General features: G+C 65.4%; 10 protein-coding genes. 6 read left to right on the top strand and 4 right to left on the bottom strand.

Annotation, left to right across the window (positions count from 1 at the left end; genetic code table 11):
• Positions 1-6 precede the first annotated feature (6 nt).
• The 3 genes from HNP51_RS18015 to HNP51_RS18025 all read right to left on the bottom strand — a co-directional run bounded on the left by HNP51_RS18015 (position 7) and on the right by HNP51_RS18025 (position 4,604).
• Complete coding sequence (locus tag HNP51_RS18015) at positions 7-1,995, bottom strand: M61 family metallopeptidase (protein ID WP_184274003.1); 1,989 nt, start codon at positions 1,993-1,995, stop codon at positions 7-9.
• Positions 1,996-2,045: 50 nt separating this feature from the next.
• On the bottom strand, positions 2,046-3,989 hold the full coding sequence (locus tag HNP51_RS18020; RefSeq protein ID WP_184274006.1) for a M61 family metallopeptidase: 1,944 nt from the start codon (positions 3,987-3,989) through the stop codon (positions 2,046-2,048).
• Between the two features lie 99 nt (positions 3,990-4,088).
• Positions 4,089-4,604 carry an FKBP-type peptidyl-prolyl cis-trans isomerase gene (locus HNP51_RS18025; RefSeq protein ID WP_184274009.1) on the bottom strand — a complete coding sequence of 172 codons (516 nt, stop codon included), beginning with the start codon at positions 4,602-4,604 and terminating at the stop codon, positions 4,089-4,091.
• A 459-nt stretch (positions 4,605-5,063) separates the two neighbouring features.
• Between HNP51_RS18025 and rpoB the strand changes: the two genes are divergently transcribed.
• Positions 5,064-9,179: a DNA-directed RNA polymerase subunit beta gene (rpoB, locus tag HNP51_RS18030; RefSeq protein ID WP_184274012.1), complete on the top strand. Its 4,116-nt coding sequence runs from the start codon at positions 5,064-5,066 to the stop codon at positions 9,177-9,179.
• A gap of 101 nt (positions 9,180-9,280) precedes the next feature.
• The gene (gene rpoC, locus HNP51_RS18035; RefSeq protein WP_184274016.1) at positions 9,281-13,477 is read left to right on the top strand and encodes a DNA-directed RNA polymerase subunit beta'; all 4,197 of its coding nucleotides are present in this window, start codon (positions 9,281-9,283) and stop codon (positions 13,475-13,477) included.
• Positions 13,478-13,631: 154 nt separating this feature from the next.
• On the opposite strand, the gene HNP51_RS18040 is transcribed toward rpoC, so the two are convergent.
• Positions 13,632-14,795, bottom strand: a complete 1,164-nt coding sequence (locus HNP51_RS18040) for a hypothetical protein (protein WP_184274019.1) — start codon at positions 14,793-14,795, stop codon at positions 13,632-13,634.
• Between the two features lie 377 nt (positions 14,796-15,172).
• Here HNP51_RS18040 and rpsL point away from each other — a divergent pair, with 377 nt between their 5' ends.
• The 4 genes from rpsL to HNP51_RS18060 form a co-directional block, all read left to right on the top strand.
• On the top strand, positions 15,173-15,547 hold the full coding sequence (gene rpsL / locus HNP51_RS18045; RefSeq protein ID WP_114818798.1) for a 30S ribosomal protein S12: 375 nt from the start codon (positions 15,173-15,175) through the stop codon (positions 15,545-15,547).
• A gap of 78 nt (positions 15,548-15,625) precedes the next feature.
• The gene (gene rpsG, locus HNP51_RS18050; RefSeq protein ID WP_184274022.1) at positions 15,626-16,099 is read left to right on the top strand and encodes a 30S ribosomal protein S7; all 474 of its coding nucleotides are present in this window, start codon (positions 15,626-15,628) and stop codon (positions 16,097-16,099) included.
• Positions 16,100-16,237: 138 nt separating this feature from the next.
• The gene (gene fusA, locus HNP51_RS18055) at positions 16,238-18,316 is read left to right on the top strand and encodes an elongation factor G (RefSeq protein ID WP_184274025.1); all 2,079 of its coding nucleotides are present in this window, start codon (positions 16,238-16,240) and stop codon (positions 18,314-18,316) included.
• Positions 18,317-18,439: 123 nt separating this feature from the next.
• On the top strand, positions 18,440-18,534 hold a 95-nt coding region (locus HNP51_RS18060; protein WP_132095103.1), incomplete at its 3' end, for a GTP-binding protein.

Genomic DNA, 18,534 nt, shown 5'->3' on the forward strand with positions numbered 1-18,534 from the left:
GCGGCCTTAGCGACGACGCGGGCTGAGGATGTCGCCGAGGCGGTCCGGCGTGCCGGGGATGCGTTCCAGGCGCGGGTAGCGCAGGCCGTCGTGGTAATCGAAGGCCACGGTGCGGTAGCGGTCGCCGTTCTTGAGCAGGAGCGAGATCGGCTTGTCCGTGCCCTTGGCGGCGGTGACGGCGTCGCGCAGCACCTCGGCCGAGGCGGCGCGGTCGTTGACGGCGACCAGTTCCCAGCCCGGCCCGATGTCGGCCTCGAAGGCGCGGCCGCCCCAACGGATGCCGCTCAGCTTGTTCGACGAGGACAGGGTGAAGCCCAGGGAATACTGGAAGTCGGTCGCCCAGCCGGACTGGATGCGTTTCTCGGCCGCCGTCAGGCTGTCGGTATAGGTCAGGCGGTAGCCGCCGCGCGCCAGACCGTCCAGCGGGGCCTTGGCGCCCGGGCCGTTGGCGTCCAGGCGGGTGCGCAGGAAGCTGGCCCAGTCGTGCGGATGCACGGCGTTCAGCGCCGCGACCACGTCCTCGAAGGTGTAGCCGCGCGGGGCCCAGGAGCCGTCGTCGCCGCCAAAGAAGCCCTTGGCGAAGTCGTCCAGCGATTTCTTGCCGTTGGTGGCTTCACGAATGAGGGTGTCCGCGTCCAGCCAGATCAGCAGGGACTCCCGATAGTAGTCGCCCGTGCCGCGCATCCACGACGAATAGGGATTGCTGGTGCGGTAGCCGAGCAGGTTGTGGTTGTTGACGTCCTGCAGCGGGCGCCACTCGCGGCCGGGCTGGTTGTCGTAGAAGGCGGCGTTCTCGGCCACGGTGACCAGAATGTCGTCCTTGGAGGCCAGGCCCGAGCGGGCGGTCAGCACATCGCCCCAGTATTCCGTCTGGCCCTCATAGACCCACAGCAGGGTGTTCTGGGTCGGGATGTTGTGGTTGGCGGTCAGTTCGTCGGCGGGGCGCTGGCGCTTGCCGTTCCAGGCGTGGACGAACTCGTGCGGCAAGAGGCCGACCGCGCCCATGCTCTTGCCCCAGTTGGTGAAGAAGTCTGTCGGGACCGAGTTCTCGGACGAGCGGTGATGCTCCAGCCCAATGCCGCCCATCTTGGACGTGGCGGCGACCAGGAAGTCGTAGCGGTCATAGGGGCGGGCGCCGAACAGGCGGTCGGTCTGGGTCACCAGGTTCTCGAACCAGGCGATCTGCTCCGGCGTCGGGGCGATGTTCTTGGCTTCGTCGGCGACGATGTTCAGGTGAACCGCCTCGCCGCGCGGGTCGATCTCGATGCGCTGGAAGTGGGCGCCGCCGAACAGGGGGCTGTCGATAAGGGTGTAGAGGTCCGTGGGGCGGAAGGTCGCCACGCCGTTCTCATAGCGCTCGGTGTCCAGAGCCACGCCGTACTTCCAACCTTCCGGCAGGCGGATCGACGGGGCGAAGGTGATGCCGGTCGAGCGGTAGCCGGCGGGGTAGAGGAGCGCCTTCTCCCACTGCAGGTTGACCATTTCGGGGGTCATGACCACGCGCCAGGTCGCGTTGTCGGGCTGGGTCAGCCATTGGAACTCGACCACGATCTCGCTGACGCCCTGGGGCACGTCCACGTGGAAGGCGTTGGGGTCGATGGTGTCGCGCAGCCAGTCGATGCGAGCTCCGCCGCCCGTCACGGTCACGCCCGAAATCAGCTGGATCGGGCCGGTGGCGGCGTGGTTGCCGGGCAGGAACTTGGGATAGAGCAGGACCAGAGGCCCGGCCGTGACCGGGATGGTCTGGCGGACGCGGACGATCTTGCGCTCCACGTCGGTGGCGTCGACCTCATACTTGATGACGCCGGGGTAGGTCTCGGCGGTCGGGGCCGGGATCGGCGGCAGGGCGCGGGGCAGGCCCAGCGGCGTGTTCTGGGGCGTGGGCGAAGCCGGCGCCTGCGGGCCGGTCCAGGCCTGCGGGGCATGAGCCAGAGCGGTCGAAGCGACCGAGGTCAGCAACAGGGCGAGGGCGGCGGCAGGCAGGCGTCGGGTCATCGGGTATCCAGAACTCAGAGGTAATCAGGCGTAAGGCTTGGCAGGCGGCGTCAGCGACGGCGAGGCGACAGGATGTCGCCCAGGCGGTCGGGCGTCCCCTCGATCCGCTCCAGATGCGGGTAGCGCAGGCCGTCGTGGTAGTCGAAGCGGACGGTCTTGAAGACGTCGCCGTTCTTGAGGATCAGCTCGATCGGATCGGTCGAGCCCTTGGCGGCGGTAACGGCCTCCTTGAGCGCGTCGGCCGAGGCGGCGCGACCGGCGACGGCGACGACTTCCCAGCCCGAGGTCAGGCCCTGCTCGAAGGCCGGTCCGCCCCAGACGACCGAGGTGATCCGGTTGGCCTTGTTCATCATGAAGCCGAGCGAATAGGTGAAGTCGTTACGGCCCAGTTCCTTGTAAAGGGCGCCCATGTAGCCGGACGGCTCCTCCTTGAAGACCAGGCGGTAGCCGCCGCGCTCGATGCCGTCGAGCGGGCCGCGCGAGTTGGGGCCGACCGCGTCCAGACGCTCGCGCAGGAAGGCGGGCCAGTTGTTCGCCTGCACCCCGTTCAGGGTCGATGTCACGGTGTCGAAGGTGTAGGGAGCCGGGTTCCAGTCGCCGTCCTGGGCGCCGAAGAAGGCCTTGGCGAAGTCGTCCAGCGACTTCTTGCCGCCGGTCTGCTCGCGGATCAGGGTGTCGGCGTCCAGCCAGATCAGCGAGCCCTCGCGGTAATAGTCTTCGCTACGCTGATAGGAGCTCCAGGGCTGCGGGCGGCGCTGGCTGATGATGGGGTCGTTGGTGGTATCCTGCATGGCGCGCCACTGGCGGCCCGGGATGTTCTGGAAGCTGGCGGCGGTCATGGCCAGGACGTCCAGCGCCTGTTGCTTGCTCATCAGGCCCGCGCGGGCGGTCAGGACCAGGCCCCAATACTGCGTCTGGCCCTCATAGACCCAGAGCAGGGAGTTCTGCAGCGGCTCATTGAGGTTCGGCGTCATCTGGTCGGCGGGGCGGCGCCACTTGCCGTTCCAGCTGTGGGTGTACTCGTGGCCCAAGAGGTCGCGGTCGGCCAGCGTATCTTCGCGGTCGGTGAAGTACTTGGGATCGACGCTGTTCTCGGACGAGCGCTGGTGCTCCAGGCCGATGCCGCCCAGCTTGTCGGTCACGGCCACCAGGAAGTCGTAGTGGTCGAAGTGGCGGGCCCCGAACAGGCGGTCGGCCTGCTGGACCAGGTTGCGGTGCAGCTGGATATGCTCGTCGGTGGCCTCCAGCATCTTGGCCGTGTCGGCCACGACGTTCATGCGGACGGGCGAGCGACCGCCGGGATCGAGGTCGATCTGGCGGTAGTGCTGGCCGGCGAAGACGGGGCTGTCGGCCAGATGGTCGAGGGTGAGGGGGGCGAAGGTCGCCAGGCCGTTCTCGAAGCTGACGGTGTCGAGGCCCGCGCCGTAGTTCCAGCCGGCGGGCAGTCTCAGGGTCGGCTTGAAGGTGATCTGACGCGAGTAATAGCCGGCCGGATAGAGCAGGGCCTTTTCCCACTGGATGTTCAGCATCTCGGGTGTGACGACGACGCGGCCCTGATTGCCCTCGATCGGGGTGAGCCACTGGAAGGCGACCTCGACCTGGCTGACGCCGGCGGGGACGTCGATCTGATAGGCCCAGGGCTGGACCGTGTTGCGCACCCACTCCAGCCGCTGGCCGTTGGCGGTAAACGTCAGGCCGCCGACGTTGGCGACGGGGCCGGCGGGGCTGTGGTTGCCGGGCAGCCATTGGGGGTAGAGCAGGACCATCGGCCCGGCCTGGGTGACGGGAATGGTCTGGCGCACCTGGACCAGGCGGCGGTCGATGTCGGTGGCGTCCACGTCGATGGTGATGACGCCGGGGTAGGCCACATCCTTGGGGGCTGGGATCGCCGCGAGGGCGACGGGCAGGGCGGGCGTGCCGACCTGGGCCAGGGCGGGCGCGCCCACAGAAATCAGCAGGGCGGCGGCGCTGACGGCCAGGGCGAAACGCTTCATCACAAAACTATCCGGAAACGGCCGCCCCCTCGCGGCCCGATGCGGGGCGCAGACCACAATGTGTCGCACCCTGCGTCAAGGCCGCATGACGAAGCGGTGTCAGCTCGCCGGGTTCACTTCCAGAAGTTCGACGGTGAAGCGCAGGGCGGAGTTGGCCGGGATTTCCGTGCCCATCCACCGCGGGCCGTAGGCCAGGTCGGCGGGGATGACGAACTCATAGGTCTCGCCGGTCCGCATCAGGGCGACGCCCTCGGTCCAGCCCTTGATGACGCGGTTCAGGGGGAAGCTGGCCGGCTCGTTGCGAGAATAGGAGCTGTCGAACTCGCGACCGTCGATGAAGGTCCCGCGGTAGTGGACCTTGACCGTGTCGGTCGCGGTCGGCTGCACGCCATTCTTGTGGGCCTTGCCGACGCGGCGGTACTGCAGGCCCGACGGCGTCGTGGTCCAGCCGTGGCGCTGGCCGTTCCACATCAGGTAGGCGGCCTGGCCGACTTCCCAGTTCTCCTGGGTGGCGGGACCTTGCGGCACGACCTGCGTGGTCGTGGCGGGCGCTGAGGCGCAGGCGGAAAGGGTCAGGGCGAGGGCGGCGAGCGCGGGCAGAATGATGCGGTTCATAACCGCTAGGCTTATCACAAGGCTTGGCGGTGTCGATAAGTGCCTCAACACACCGTCATCCCGGTCGAAGCGGAGCGAAGAGCCGGGACCCAGGCGTTTGATTCTGGCTGGACGGCGCCTGTGTCCGCCATCTGGGTCCTGGGTTCGGCTGCGCCGCCCGGGGATGACGGCGTGCTTTAACTCTTCCGGCGGGCCTTTATTTCGCCGTCGAACGGCGTATATATGCCGCTCCGCAGATTCCATGAATCCCGCGCGAAAGCGCCCAAGCCCGGTTTGTCGCCCTCCGACCGGTGCGCAGGCGCCGTCCCTTTCCCAAGGGACGAGCATATCAGGCGCTCTGATCCTATGCGGATCGAGGGTGAGCGCCGCGAGAATTAATGGTCACGGATCGCCGGATTGGCGGGCCGTGGCTGCTGCATTGACGTCGGGCCTTTACCGGCTCGCGATTGGGAAAACAGAATGGCAAACTCCACTGACGGTCTCGCCCTGGGTAAGATCGCCTCCGCCACCTCGTTCACCGGCAAGAAGCGCATCCGTCACTCGTTCGGGCGCATCCCCGAAGCGGTGAAGATGCCGAACCTGATCGAGGTTCAGCGCGCTTCCTACGAGCAGTTCCTGCAGCGCGAAGTGCGCAGCGGGATCCGCAAGGAGCAGGGCATCGAGGCGGTCTTCAAGTCGGTCTTCCCGATCAAGGACTTCAACGAGCGCGCCGTCCTGGAGTACGTGTCCTACGAGTTCGAGGACCCCAAGTACGACGTCGAAGAATGCATCCAGCGCGACATGACCTATGCCGCGCCGCTGAAGGTCAAGCTGCGCCTGATCGTCTTTGAGACCGAGGAAGAAACGGGCGCCCGTTCGGTCAAGGACATCAAGGAGCAGGACGTCTACATGGGCGATATCCCGCTCATGACGGACAAGGGCACCTTTATCGTCAACGGCACCGAGCGCGTGATCGTCTCGCAGATGCACCGTTCGCCGGGCGTCTTCTTTGACCACGACAAGGGCAAGACCCACTCGTCGGGCAAGCTGCTGTTCGCCGCTCGCGTCATTCCCTACCGCGGTTCGTGGCTCGACTTTGAGTTCGACGCCAAGGACGTGGTCTTCGTCCGTATCGACCGTCGTCGCAAACTGCCGGCCACCAGCTTCCTGCTGGCCCTGGGAATGGACGGCGAGGAAATCCTCAAGACCTTCTACGAGACTGTGCCTTACGAGAAGCGCGGCGAAGGCTGGGTCACGCCCTACAAGCCGGAACGCTGGCGCGGTGTGAAGCCGGAGTTCGACCTGGTCGACGCCGACACCGGCGAAGTGGTCGCCCAGGCCGGTCAGAAGATCAGCGCCCGCGCCGCCAAGAAACTGGCTGACGGCGGTCTGACGTCGCTGTCGCTGGCCGCCGACGCCCTGCTGACCAAGTACCTGGCCGCCGACGCGGTCAACTATGAGACCGGCGAGATCTACGCCGAGGCCGGCGACGAGCTGGACGCCGAGTCGATCGCCCTGCTGGAAGAGCGCGGCTTCACCACCATCGACGTGCTGGACATCGACCATGTCACGGTCGGCGCCTACATGCGCAACACCCTGCGCGTGGACAAGAATACGGGTCGTGAAGACGCCCTGTTCGACATCTATCGCGTCATGCGTCCGGGCGAGCCGCCCACCCCGGAAGCCGCCGAAGCCATGTTCAACTCGCTGTTCTTCGACAGCGAACGCTACGACCTGTCGGCTGTGGGCCGGGTCAAGATGAACATGCGTCTGGAGACCCCCGAGGTTTCCGACGAAATCCGCGTCCTGCAAAAGGACGACGTGCTGAAGGTGCTGCAGATCCTGGTCGGCCTGAAGGACGGCCGCGGCGAGATCGACGACATCGACAACCTGGGCAACCGTCGCGTGCGTTCGGTCGGCGAGCTGCTGGAAAACCAGTACCGCGTCGGTCTGCTGCGGATGGAGCGCGCCATCAAGGAGCGCATGAGTTCGGTCGATATCGACACGGTCATGCCGCACGACCTGATCAACGCCAAACCGGCCGCGGCCGCGGTGCGTGAATTCTTCGGCTCGTCGCAGCTGTCGCAGTTCATGGACCAAACCAACCCGCTGTCGGAGATCACCCACAAGCGCCGCCTTTCGGCGCTTGGCCCGGGCGGTCTGACGCGTGAGCGCGCCGGCTTCGAAGTCCGCGACGTTCACCCGACCCACTATGGCCGCATCTGCCCGATTGAAACGCCGGAAGGCCCGAACATCGGTCTGATCAACTCGCTGGCCACCCACGCGCGCGTCAACAAGTACGGCTTCATTGAAAGCCCCTACCGTCGCGTGAAGGACGGCAAGGCCACGGACGAGGTGGTTTACATCTCGGCCATGGAGGAGGCGAAGCACGTTATCGCCCAGTCCAACATCGAACTGCGCAACGGCGAGATCGTCGAGGACCTGGTCCCCGGCCGGATCAACGGTGAATCCCAGCTGTTGACCAAGGCCGACGTCGACATGATGGACGTGTCGCCGAAACAGGTTGTTTCGGTCGCTGCGGCCCTGATCCCCTTCCTGGAAAACGATGACGCCAACCGCGCACTGATGGGCGCCAACATGCAACGTCAGGCCGTGCCTCTGGTGCAGTCGGATGCGCCGCTGGTCGGCACGGGCATGGAAGCGGTCGTGGCCGTGGACTCCGGCGCTGTCGTGGTCGCCCGCCGTGACGGCGTGGTCGAGCAGATCGACGGCACGCGTATCGTCGTCCGCGCCACGTCGGAATCCGACGCGGGCCGTTCGGGCGTCGACATCTACCGCCTGTCGAAGTTCCAGCGCTCCAACCAGTCGACCTGCATCAACCAGCGCCCGATCGTGCGCGTGGGCGATGAAGTGAAGGCCGGCGACGTCATCGCCGACGGCCCGTCGACGGACCTGGGCGAACTGGCCCTGGGCCGTAACGTCCTGGTCGCCTACATGCCCTGGAACGGCTACAACTTCGAAGACTCCATCCTGATCTCCGAGCGCATCGTGCGCGACGACATCTTCACCTCCATCCACCTCGAAGAGTTCGAAGTGATGGCGCGTGATACGAAGTTGGGCCCGGAAGAAATCACCCGCGACATCCCCAACGTCGGCGAGGAAGCCCTGCGCAACCTCGACGAAGCGGGCATCGTGGCCATCGGCGCCGAAGTCCAGCCGGGCGACATCCTGTGCGGCAAGGTCACGCCGAAGGGCGAAAGCCCCATGACGCCGGAAGAGAAGCTGCTGCGCGCCATCTTCGGCGAGAAGGCTTCGGACGTGCGTGACACCTCGCTGCGCCTGCCGCCCGGCGTCGCCGGCACGGTCGTCGACGTGCGCGTCTTCAACCGTCACGGCGTCGACAAGGACGAGCGCGCCATGGCGATCGAACGCGCCGAAATCGAACGCCTCGGCAAGGACCGCGACGATGAGCTCAAGATCCTTGAGCGCAACGTCTATGGCCGCCTGAAGCCGCTGCTGCTCGGCAAGTCCGCCGTGTCCGGTCCGAAGGGCATGGGCCGCGGCGACGTGACCGAAGAGAAGCTGGCCGAAGTGTCCAAGGGCCTGTGGTGGCAGGTCGCCCTCGACGACGAAAAGGCGATGGGCGAGTTGGAGGCCATGAAGAAGCAGTTCGAGGACGCTCGCAAAGCGCTCGACCGTCGCTTCGAAGACAAGGTCGAGAAGCTGCAGCGCGGCGACGAGCTGCCGCCGGGCGTGATGAAGATGGTCAAGGTCTTCGTGGCCGTGAAGCGCAAGCTTCAGCCGGGCGACAAGATGGCCGGCCGTCACGGCAACAAGGGCGTCATTTCCAAGATCCTGCCGGTCGAGGACATGCCGCACCTGGACGACGGCACCCACGTCGACATCGTTCTGAACCCGCTGGGCGTGCCGTCGCGCATGAACATCGGTCAGATCTTCGAAACCCACCTGGGTTGGGCCGCTGCCGGCCTCGGCAAGCAGATCAAGGGCCTGCTCGACCAGTGGATGGACGGCGGCATGCGTGACGCCCTGGTGTCGCGTCTGACCGAGATCTACGGCGCCGACACCCCGCTGCCGCAGAGCGACGAAGACCTGATCGAACTGGCTCAAAACCTGGCCAAGGGCGTGCCCTTCGCGACCCCGGTCTTCGACGGCGCGCACATCTCGGACATCGAGGACCTGCTGGAATCGGCCGGTCTGGATCGTTCGGGTCAGTCGATCCTGTTCGACGGTCAGACGGGCGAGCAGTTCAAGCGTCCGGTCACGGTCGGCTACGTCTACATGCTGAAGCTGCACCACCTGGTCGACGACAAGATCCACGCCCGCTCCATCGGCCCGTACTCGCTCGTCACCCAGCAGCCGCTGGGCGGTAAGGCGCAGTTCGGCGGACAGCGCTTCGGGGAAATGGAGGTTTGGGCTCTGGAAGCTTACGGCGCCGCCTACACCCTGCAGGAAATGCTGACGGTGAAGTCCGACGACGTGGCTGGTCGTACCAAGGTCTATGAAGCGATCGTCCGCGGCGACGACAGCTTCGAAGCCGGCATTCCCGAGAGCTTCAACGTGCTCATCAAGGAAATGCGCTCGCTGGGCCTGAACGTGGAGCTGGAGAACAGCTGATCGGAAACTGAAGCCCTCTCCCGCCTGGCGGGGGAGGGCGGTCCGACCGCCTCTCCTCTCTGAATGAATTTTCGCGGGGCATTCCCGCAGAAGGAAAAAAGATGAACCAGGAAGTCCTGAACATCTTCAACCCGGTCCCGGTCACGCCGACCTTCGACCAGATCAAGATCGCCCTGGCCTCGCCCGAGAAGATCCGTTCGTGGTCGTTCGGCGAGATCAAGAAGCCGGAAACCATCAACTACCGTACGTTCAAGCCCGAGCGTGACGGCCTGTTCTGCGCCCGTATCTTTGGCCCGACCAAGGACTACGAATGCCTGTGCGGCAAGTACAAGCGCATGAAGTACAAGGGCATCATCTGCGAGAAGTGCGGCGTTGAAGTCACGCTGGCTCGCGTTCGCCGCGAGCGCATGGGTCACATCGACCTGGCCGCCCCGGTCGCCCATATCTGGTTCCTGAAGTCGCTGCCGTCGCGCATCTCGCTGATGCTGGACATGGCGCTGAAGGACGTGGAACGCGTCCTCTACTTCGAAAACTACATCGTCACCGAGCCGGGCCTGACCCCGCTGAAGCAGAACCAGCTGCTGACGGAAGACGAGTTCTATCGCTACCAGGAAGAGTACGGCGACGACGGCTTCACGGCTGAAATCGGCGCCGAGGCCGTCCGCAACCTGCTGATGGGCATCGACCTGCACGCCGAAGCCGAACGCCACCGCGGCGAGCTGGCTGACAGCCCTTCGGAAATGAAGGCCAAGAAGGCGTCCAAGCGCCTGAAGCTGATCGAAGCCTTCCTCGAGTCGGGCAACAAGCCCGAGTGGATGATCCTGACGATCGTGCCGGTCATCCCGCCGGAACTGCGTCCGCTGGTGCCGCTGGACGGCGGCCGTTTCGCGACGTCGGACCTGAACGACCTGTATCGCCGGGTCATCAACCGTAACAACCGCCTGAAGCGCCTGATCGAGCTGCGCGCGCCCGACATCATCATCCGTAACGAAAAGCGGATGCTGCAGGAGTCGGTCGACGCCCTGTTCGACAACGGTCGTCGTGGTCGCGTCATTACGGGCGCCAACAAGCGTCCGCTGAAGTCGCTGGCCGACATGCTGAAGGGCAAGCAGGGCCGCTTCCGTCAGAACCTTCTGGGCAAGCGCGTCGACTACTCGGGCCGTTCGGTCATCACCGTGGGTCCGGAACTGAAGCTGCACGAGTGCGGCCTGCCGAAGAAGATGGCGCTCGAGCTGTTCAAGCCGTTCATCTATGCGCGTCTGGACGCCAAGGGCCTGTCGGGCACCGTCAAGCAGTCCAAGCGCATGGTCGAGCGTGAGCAGCCGCAGGTCTGGGACATCCTGGAAGAAGTGATCCGGGAACACCCGGTCATGCTGAACCGCGCGCCGACGCTTCACCGTCTGGGCATCCAGGCGTTCGAGCCCAAGCTGATCGAGGGCAAGGCCATCCGCCTGCACCCGCTGGTCTGCACCGCCTTCAACGCCGACTTCGACGGCGACCAGATGGCTGTTCACGTCCCGCTGTCGCTGGAGGCGCAACTCGAAGCGCGCGTCCTGATGATGTCGACGAACAACATCCTGTCGCCCGCCAACGGCAAGCCGATCATCGTGCCGTCGCAGGACATCGTCCTGGGCCTGTACTACCTGTCGTTGGTCAAGGAAAAGCAGCCCGGCGAAGGCAAGCTGTTCGCCAACATGGGTGAAATCGACGCGGCTCTGGACGCCAAGGTCGTCGGTCTGCACACCAAGATCAAGGCGCGCTGGACCGAGATGAACTCGGCCGGTGAAGTCGTCACCAAGGTCATCGACACCACGCCGGGCCGGATGAAGCTGGGCGCGCTGCTGCCGCACAACGCCAACATCGGCTACAGCCTGCTTGAGAAGAACCTGACCAAGAAGGAAATCGGCAACCTGATCGATCAGGTCTATCGCCACTGCGGTCAGAAGGCGACGGTCATCTTTGCCGACCAGATGATGCAGCTGGGCTTCCGTGAAGCCGCCAAGGCCGGCATTTCCGTGGGTAAGGACGACATCGTCATCCCCGCCAAGAAGGCGCAGATGGTCGCTGAAACCCGGACCCAGGTCGAGGAGTACGAGCAACAGTACGCCGACGGCCTGATCACCAAGGGTGAGAAGTACAACAAGGTCGTCGACGCCTGGTCCAAGGCTACGGACAAGATCGCTGACGAGATGATGGCGGAAATCGCCCAGCCTCGCGTCCTGATCAAGGGACAGGAGCCGGACATCAACTCCGTCTTCATGATGGCCAACTCCGGCGCCCGTGGTTCGCAGGCCCAGATGAAGCAGCTGGGCGGCATGCGCGGCCTGATGGCCAAGCCTTCCGGCGAGATCATCGAGACGCCGATTATCTCGAACTTCAAGGAAGGCCTGACCGTCCTTGAATACTTCAACTCCACCCACGGCGCCCGCAAGGGTCTGGCCGACACCGCGCTGAAGACCGCCAACTCGGGTTACCTGACCCGTCGTCTGGTGGACGTGGCGCAGGACTCGATCGTCACCGAAGAAGACTGCGGCTCGACGCGCGGCATCACGCTGCGCGCCGTGGTCGAAGGCGGCGACGTGCTGGTCTCGCTGGGCCAACGGGTCCTGGGTCGCTATGCGGCCGAGGACATCCGCGAGCCGGGCGGCGACAAGATCCTGTTCCCTGCCGACACCTACCTCGAAGAAGAAGAGGTTGAGGTCATCGACAAGGCCGGCGTTCAGTCGATCAAGGTCCGTTCGGGCCTGACCTGTGAAGCCGACGCGGGCATCTGCGGCATGTGCTATGGTCGTGACCTGGCGCGCGGCACCAACGTCAACATCGGTGAAGCCGTCGGCGTTATCGCGGCTCAGTCGATCGGCGAGCCGGGCACCCAGCTGACGATGCGTACCTTCCACATCGGCGGTACGGCCCAGGTGGCGGAAACCTCGTTCTACGAGGCGACCAACGCCGGTATCGCCAAGATCGTCGGCCCGACCGTCACCGCCGCGCACGGCGACCTGGTGGCCATGAGCCGCAACGTCGTCGTCACCATCGTCGTCGACGGCAAGGACCGCGAGACCCACAAGGTCCCGTACGGCGCCCGCCTGCGCGTCAAGGAAGGCGCGGAGATCAAGAAGAACCAGCGCCTGGCGGAGTGGGACCCCTACACCACCCCGATCCTGACGGAAGTCGGCGGCGTCGTTCGCTTCGAAGACCTGGTCGAGGGCCTGTCCGTCCGCGAAGAAACCGACGAAGCGACGGGCATCGCCCAGCGCGTGGTTTCCGACTGGCGCGCCAGCCCCCGCGGTTCGGACCTGCGTCCGGCCATGGGCGTCACCCTGGGCGACACCTACGCCAAGCTGGCTTCGGGCTCTGACGCCCGTTACCTGCTGCCCGTGGGCGCCGTTCTGTCCGTGTCCAACGGCGACGAGGTCAAGCCGGGCGAGATCATCGCTCGTGTTCCGACCGAGGGCGCCAAGACCCGCGACATCACCGGCGGTCTGCCGCGCGTCGCCGAACTGTTCGAAGCCCGTCGTCCGAAGGACTGCGCCGTCATCGCCGAGATGGATGGCCGCGTTGAGTTCGGTCGCGACTACAAGAACAAGCGCCGCATCAAGATCACGCCCGAGGTCAACGCCGACGGCGAGCAGGGCGAGGCGGTCGAGTTCCTGATCCCGAAGGGCAAGCACATCTCCGTCCACGACGGCGATCTGATCCAGAAGGGCGACTACATCATCGACGGCAACCCGGATCCGCACGACCTGCTGCGCATCCAGGGCGTCGAGGCGCTGGCCGAGTATCTGGTGAACGAAGTGCAGGAGGTTTACCGACTGCAAGGCGTGCCGATCAACGACAAGCACATCGAAGTCATCGTCCGTCAGATGCTGCAGAAGGTCGAAGTTCTGGATTCGGGTGAAACCACCCTGATCCGCGGCGACACCGTCGAAGTGGCCGAAGCCGTTCTGGAAAACGCCAAGGTCGAGAAGCGCGGCGGCCGTCAGGCCATCACGCAGCCCGTTCTGCTGGGCATCACCAAGGCGTCGCTGCAGACCCGCAGCTTCATCTCGGCGGCGTCCTTCCAGGAGACCACCCGCGTCCTCACCGACGCCTCGGTCCACGGCAAGAAGGACATGCTGGAAGGCCTGAAGGAAAACGTCATCGTCGGCCGCCTGATCCCGGCGGGCACGGGCGCTTATCTGCGCTCGCTGCAGAAGCTGGCTAACGAGCGCGACGCGCAGCTGACGCAGGCTCGCGAAGACGCCATCGAGCCGCTGCCGGCCGACCTGGCCCTGGAACTGGAAAAGTCGGACGACTAATCCGTTTCGGAACTGAAGACTGAAGAGGGCGGCGCTGGTGACAGCGCCGCTCTTTTCTTTTGGGCCTACCGCCCTTCGGGCTACTTGAGGCCCCGGTGGGCCTACCGCCGTCGGGGCGGGCGCGCTGACCCCAGCGAGGGCGACGGGCTTGCTGTCAGTCCCCGCCGACCCGCAGGCCGCCGATATTGGCGGAGAGGCCGCTGCTTCGGCGTTCGCCCTCGTTGACGGTGCTGCGGGCGCCCTGGCGCATGTCGACGCCTGTTACATCCTTGAGGTGAGCGCCGGCGCAGCCTGTGCCGAAGTTCGAGCCGGGGCAGTCGGCCGGGCCGACCACCCCGACGCCGCCGGATAGCGGGCGACGCTGTTGTTCATAGCGTTGCATCTCACGCGCGCCTTCGCGGGCGAAGCGGGCGTCGCGCTGGGCGTTGCCGCTGCCGGTGATGCGGCGCTCGGCGCCTTCGGCGGCGCGGGCGTTGAAGCGTTCGTCGCAAATGTCGCGCTCGCTCTGGGTCAGCATCCCGGTGGACGGGCAACCGGCAGGCGAGGTGCGCAGGGCGCGGGCGTTGCGGCCGGCCTGGCCTTCGGGCGCAACGCGCCAGGCGTCGGCGACGCCGCCGGCAGGCGGCGCTGCGGGGCCGCCTGGGGCCGGCATGGCCATGCGCGGGATCGGTGGGGAAGGGGGGCCGCTCGCGGCCTCGTCCTCATCCTTGTCCTTGGCGGGGCGACGCGCCGGCAGAGCCGGGGCCGGGACGCTGGGTGTGGTCGCGGCCACCGGCGGAGCAGGAGCGGGCGCTGGCGCAACAACCGGAGGCGCCGGCGGCGCGACGACGGGCGCGAGGGCAGGAGTCGTGATCGGGACGACCGCCGGAACGGGGGCAGGGGACAGGGTTTGGGCCGGCTTGGGGGCAGGCGACGGCGCGGGGACAGGGGCGACCTGAATGGAGGGGAGCGATGCCGGCGACGGCGGCGCGGGCGCGGGAACCGCCAGGGGCAAGGGCGGTTGGCTTTCAGGTTCGGGCCTGACGAGGGGCTCGGTCTGCGGCAGGGTTACCGGCTCGACCTGACGGAGCGGCTCGGGCGGCTGAGGCTGGGGGCGCCATTGCGGGGGGCGGGGCGGACGTTCAATCTCCAGCTGGATGATCGGCGGCAGGGGAGGTTCGGCCGGCGGACGGCCCTCGTCGGCGGCCAACAGGATCATCGATCCCAGCACGCCGACGTGCAGCGACAGCGAAGCGCCCATCATTAGCCCGCGTCGCAATCCAGGACGCGCCCGTCGCGCAGAGGGACGATCCGACGGGTTCAGCACAGCGACGGTCATGGCGACTCCTGCATCGAGGGGATGATGCAAAGACAAGCGTGGCGATATAGGGGCGTGTTTTCGGAGTTTCCGCAACGTTGTTCGTTTGGCCCGGCCGCCCGGATCGGGGTGAATCACTTGACGCGTTCACCCATCCCGCGTACATCGCGCGCACTTTCGAGACGTGGGCGGTTCGCTGTCCATTGAGATCGTGACAATTGAACGGACGGGCTGTGCCCGCCGGAACGCCCAAAGCGCGCGTTCCGGTTTTTTCGTTTGGCTGCTGCGGCTCGCTCGAGACCAACACCCGGGCGGCGTTAAGGCGGCGTCCAAAAGAAGGCTCATGAGGCGCCCCGGCCGAAAGGCACACGCCTCCACATCGAAAAGAGACAAATCGTATGCCTACGATCAACCAGCTGATCCGCAAGCCGCGCAAGCCCAAGCCCACCCGTAACAAGGTCCCGGCTCTGGAAGGTTCGCCCCAGCGCCGCGGCGTTTGCACCCGCGTCTATACGACGACCCCGAAGAAGCCTAACTCGGCTCTGCGTAAGGTCGCCAAGGTCCGTCTGGCCAAGAACGGCCACGAAGCCGTTTGCTACATCCCCGGCGAAGGTCACAACCTGCAAGAGCACTCGGTTGTTCTGATCCGCGGCGGCCGCGTGAAAGACCTTCCCGGCGTGCGTTACCACATCCTGCGCGGCGTGCTCGATACGCAAGGCGTCAAGGACCGCAAGCAGCGTCGTTCGCACTACGGCACCAAGCGTCCGAAGTAAGCGAACCGTTTTCAGGCCTGCTGGTCTGGACCCTCAGAGATTTTCCCGGCGTCTGTCGGGCACTGCAAGGAATAACCTATGTCGCGTCGTCACCGCGCCCAGAAGCGTGAAGTTCTGCCGGATCCCAAGTTCGGCGATCTGATCGTCACCAAGTTCATGAACTACGTCATGTACGAAGGTAAGAAGGCCGTCGCCGAGAACATCGTCTATGGCGCCTTTGATATCCTGGCCGAGAAGAAGAAAGACCACCCTGCGGTCGAAACCTTCCACACGGCTCTCGACAACGTCGCGCCGTCGGTCGAAGTCCGTTCGCGTCGCGTCGGCGGCGCCACCTACCAGGTGCCGGTCGAAGTTCGCCCCGAGCGCCGTCGCGCCCTGGCCATCCGTTGGCTCGTCAACGCTGCGCGCAAGCGCGGTGAAAACACCATGACGGAAAAGCTGGCTGCCGAGCTGCTGGACGCCTCGAACAACCGCGGCACCGCGGTCAAGAAGCGTGAAGACACCCACAAGATGGCCGAAGCCAACCGCGCCTTCAGCCACTACCGCTGGTAAGCGTCTTCAAAGCGCCATGTGGCGCGCTTATCTGAGACTATCCGGCGCGGGCGGTTTGAGCTAAATCGCCCGCGCTGTCTTATCCGATATCACCTTGGGCGCCCGTCGCGTCCGCGAAGCACCCCGAAGGCAACTCCAATGCCCCGCACGCATAAGATTGAAGACTACCGCAACTTCGGCATCATGGCCCACATCGACGCGGGCAAGACGACGACGACCGAGCGGATCCTGTTCTACACCGGCAAGAACCACAAAATGGGCGAGACGCACGATGGCGCGTCCACCATGGACTGGATGGACCAGGAACAAGAACGCGGCATCACCATCACGTCGGCCGCGACGACCGCCTTCTGGAAAGGCAAGCGCCTCAACATCATCGACACCCCCGGCCACGTGGACTTCACCATTGAAGTCGAGCGTTCGCTGCGCGTCCTCGACGGCGCCGTGACGGTTCTGGACGGCAACGCCGGCGTGGAGCCGCAGACGGAAACCGTCTGGCGTCAGGCTGACAAGTACAAGGTCCCGCGGATCGTCTTCGTCAACAAGATGGACAAGATCGGCGCCGACTTCGCCGCTTCGGTGCAGTCGATCCGCGACCGCCTGGGCGCCAAGGCTGTGCCGATTCAACTGCCGATCGGTTCGGAAAACCTGCTGAAGGGCGTGGTCGACCTGGTCGAGATGAAGGCCTACGTCTGGGAAACGGACACCGTCGGCGCCGACGCCGACATCCGTGAAATCCCGGCCGACATGGCTGAAGAGTGCGCCGCGGCCCGTCAGTACCTGATCGACAACGCTGTCGAGCTCGACGACGAAGCCATGGAAGCCTACCTGAGCGGTGAAGAGCCCTCGGTCGAAGTGCTGAAGAAGTGCATCCGTAAGGCTGTTCTGACCGGCGCCTTCTATCCGATCCTGGGCGGCTCGGCCTTCAAGAACAAGGGCGTTCAGCCTCTGCTCGACGCCGTCATCGACTACCTGCCGTCGCCGACCGACATTCCGGCGACCCCGGGCATCGACTTCAAGACGGAAGAGCCGGTCACCCGCAAGGCTTCGGACGACGAGCCCCTGTCGGTTCTGGCGTTCAAGATCATGGACGACCCCTTCGTTGGCTCGCTGACCTTCTGCCGCCTGTACTCGGGCAAGATGGAAACGGGCATGTCGCTGCTGAACTCGTCGCGCGACAAGCGTGAGCGCGTCGGCCGCATGCTGCAGATGCACTCCAACGACCGTCAGGACATCAAGGAAGCCTACGCTGGCGACATCGTCGCCCTGGCCGGCCTGAAGGAAACCCGCACGGGCGACACCCTGTGCGATCCCCTGAAGTCGCCCGTCATCCTTGAGAAGATGGAATTCCCGGCGCCCGTGATCGAGATCTCGGTCGAGCCCAAGACCAAGGCCGACCAAGAGAAGCTGGGCGTGGCTCTGGCCAAGCTGGCTTCGGAAGATCCGTCCTTCACCGTCTCGACCGACCACGAGTCGGGCCAGACGATCCTGAAGGGCATGGGTGAACTGCACCTGGACATCAAGATCGACATCCTGCGCCGTACCTACAAGGTCGACGCCACGATCGGCGCGCCGCAGGTGGCCTACCGTGAATCGCTGGGCCGCAAGGTCGACATCGACTACACGCACAAGAAGCAAACCGGCGGTACGGGCCAGTTCGCCCGCGTCATGATCACGTTCGAGCCGGGTGAACCGGGTTCGGGCTTCGTGTTCGAAAACGCCATCGTCGGCGGCGCAGTGCCCAAGGAGTTCATCCCGGGCGTTGAAAAGGGTCTGAACTCCATCAAGGACAACGGCCTGCTGGCTGGCTTCCCGCTGATCGACTTCAAGGCGACCCTGACGGACGGCAAGTACCACGACGTCGACTCCAGCGTGCTGGCGTTCGAAATCGCGGCGCGCGCCGCCTTCCGCGAACTGAAGGAAAAGGGTTCGCCCAAGCTGCTCGAGCCGATCATGGCGGTTGAGGTCGTGACCCCCGAGGAATACCTCGGCTCGGTCATCGGCGACCTGAACGGCCGTCGCGGCATGATCCAGGGTCAAGACATGCGCGGCAACGCCATCGTCATCAACGCCTTCGTCCCGCTGGCGAACATGTTCGGCTACGTGAACACCCTGCGCGGCATGTCGCAAGGCCGCGCCCAGTTCACCATGCAGTACGATCACTACGAGCCGGTGCCGCAACACGTCGCCGACGAAGTGATCAAGAAGTACGCCTAAACCCATTTGTGTCCCGTCGTTCGCGGCGGGCGCACTTGAAACCCGGGCGGTTTGCGCGCAGACCGCCCGCCTTCATCCCCAAACCAATCAGGACCCCCGGTTCGGGGACCCAGGAGCTAGAAAATGGCCAAGGAAAAGTTCGAACGCACTAAGCCGCACTGCAACATCGGCACGATCGGCCACGTTGACCACGGCAAGACGACGCTGACGGCTGCGAT

Origin of the sequence: Brevundimonas bullata, assembly GCF_014207965.1 — a bacterium.
In the GTDB taxonomy this organism is placed as follows: Bacteria; Pseudomonadota; Alphaproteobacteria; order Caulobacterales; family Caulobacteraceae; genus Brevundimonas; species Brevundimonas bullata_A.

Coding starts and splice junctions, on each gene's coding strand:
- HNP51_RS18015 (WP_184274003.1), bottom strand. CDS start 1,995: ATGACCCGACGCCTGCCTGCCGCCGCCCTCGCCCTGTTGCTGACCTCG.
- HNP51_RS18020 (WP_184274006.1), bottom strand. CDS start 3,989: ATGAAGCGTTTCGCCCTGGCCGTCAGCGCCGCCGCCCTGCTGATTTCT.
- HNP51_RS18025 (WP_184274009.1), bottom strand. CDS start 4,604: ATGAACCGCATCATTCTGCCCGCGCTCGCCGCCCTCGCCCTGACCCTT.
- rpoB (WP_184274012.1), top strand. CDS start 5,064: ATGGCAAACTCCACTGACGGTCTCGCCCTGGGTAAGATCGCCTCCGCC.
- rpoC (WP_184274016.1), top strand. CDS start 9,281: ATGAACCAGGAAGTCCTGAACATCTTCAACCCGGTCCCGGTCACGCCG.
- HNP51_RS18040 (WP_184274019.1), bottom strand. CDS start 14,795: ATGACCGTCGCTGTGCTGAACCCGTCGGATCGTCCCTCTGCGCGACGG.
- rpsL (WP_114818798.1), top strand. CDS start 15,173: ATGCCTACGATCAACCAGCTGATCCGCAAGCCGCGCAAGCCCAAGCCC.
- rpsG (WP_184274022.1), top strand. CDS start 15,626: ATGTCGCGTCGTCACCGCGCCCAGAAGCGTGAAGTTCTGCCGGATCCC.
- fusA (WP_184274025.1), top strand. CDS start 16,238: ATGCCCCGCACGCATAAGATTGAAGACTACCGCAACTTCGGCATCATG.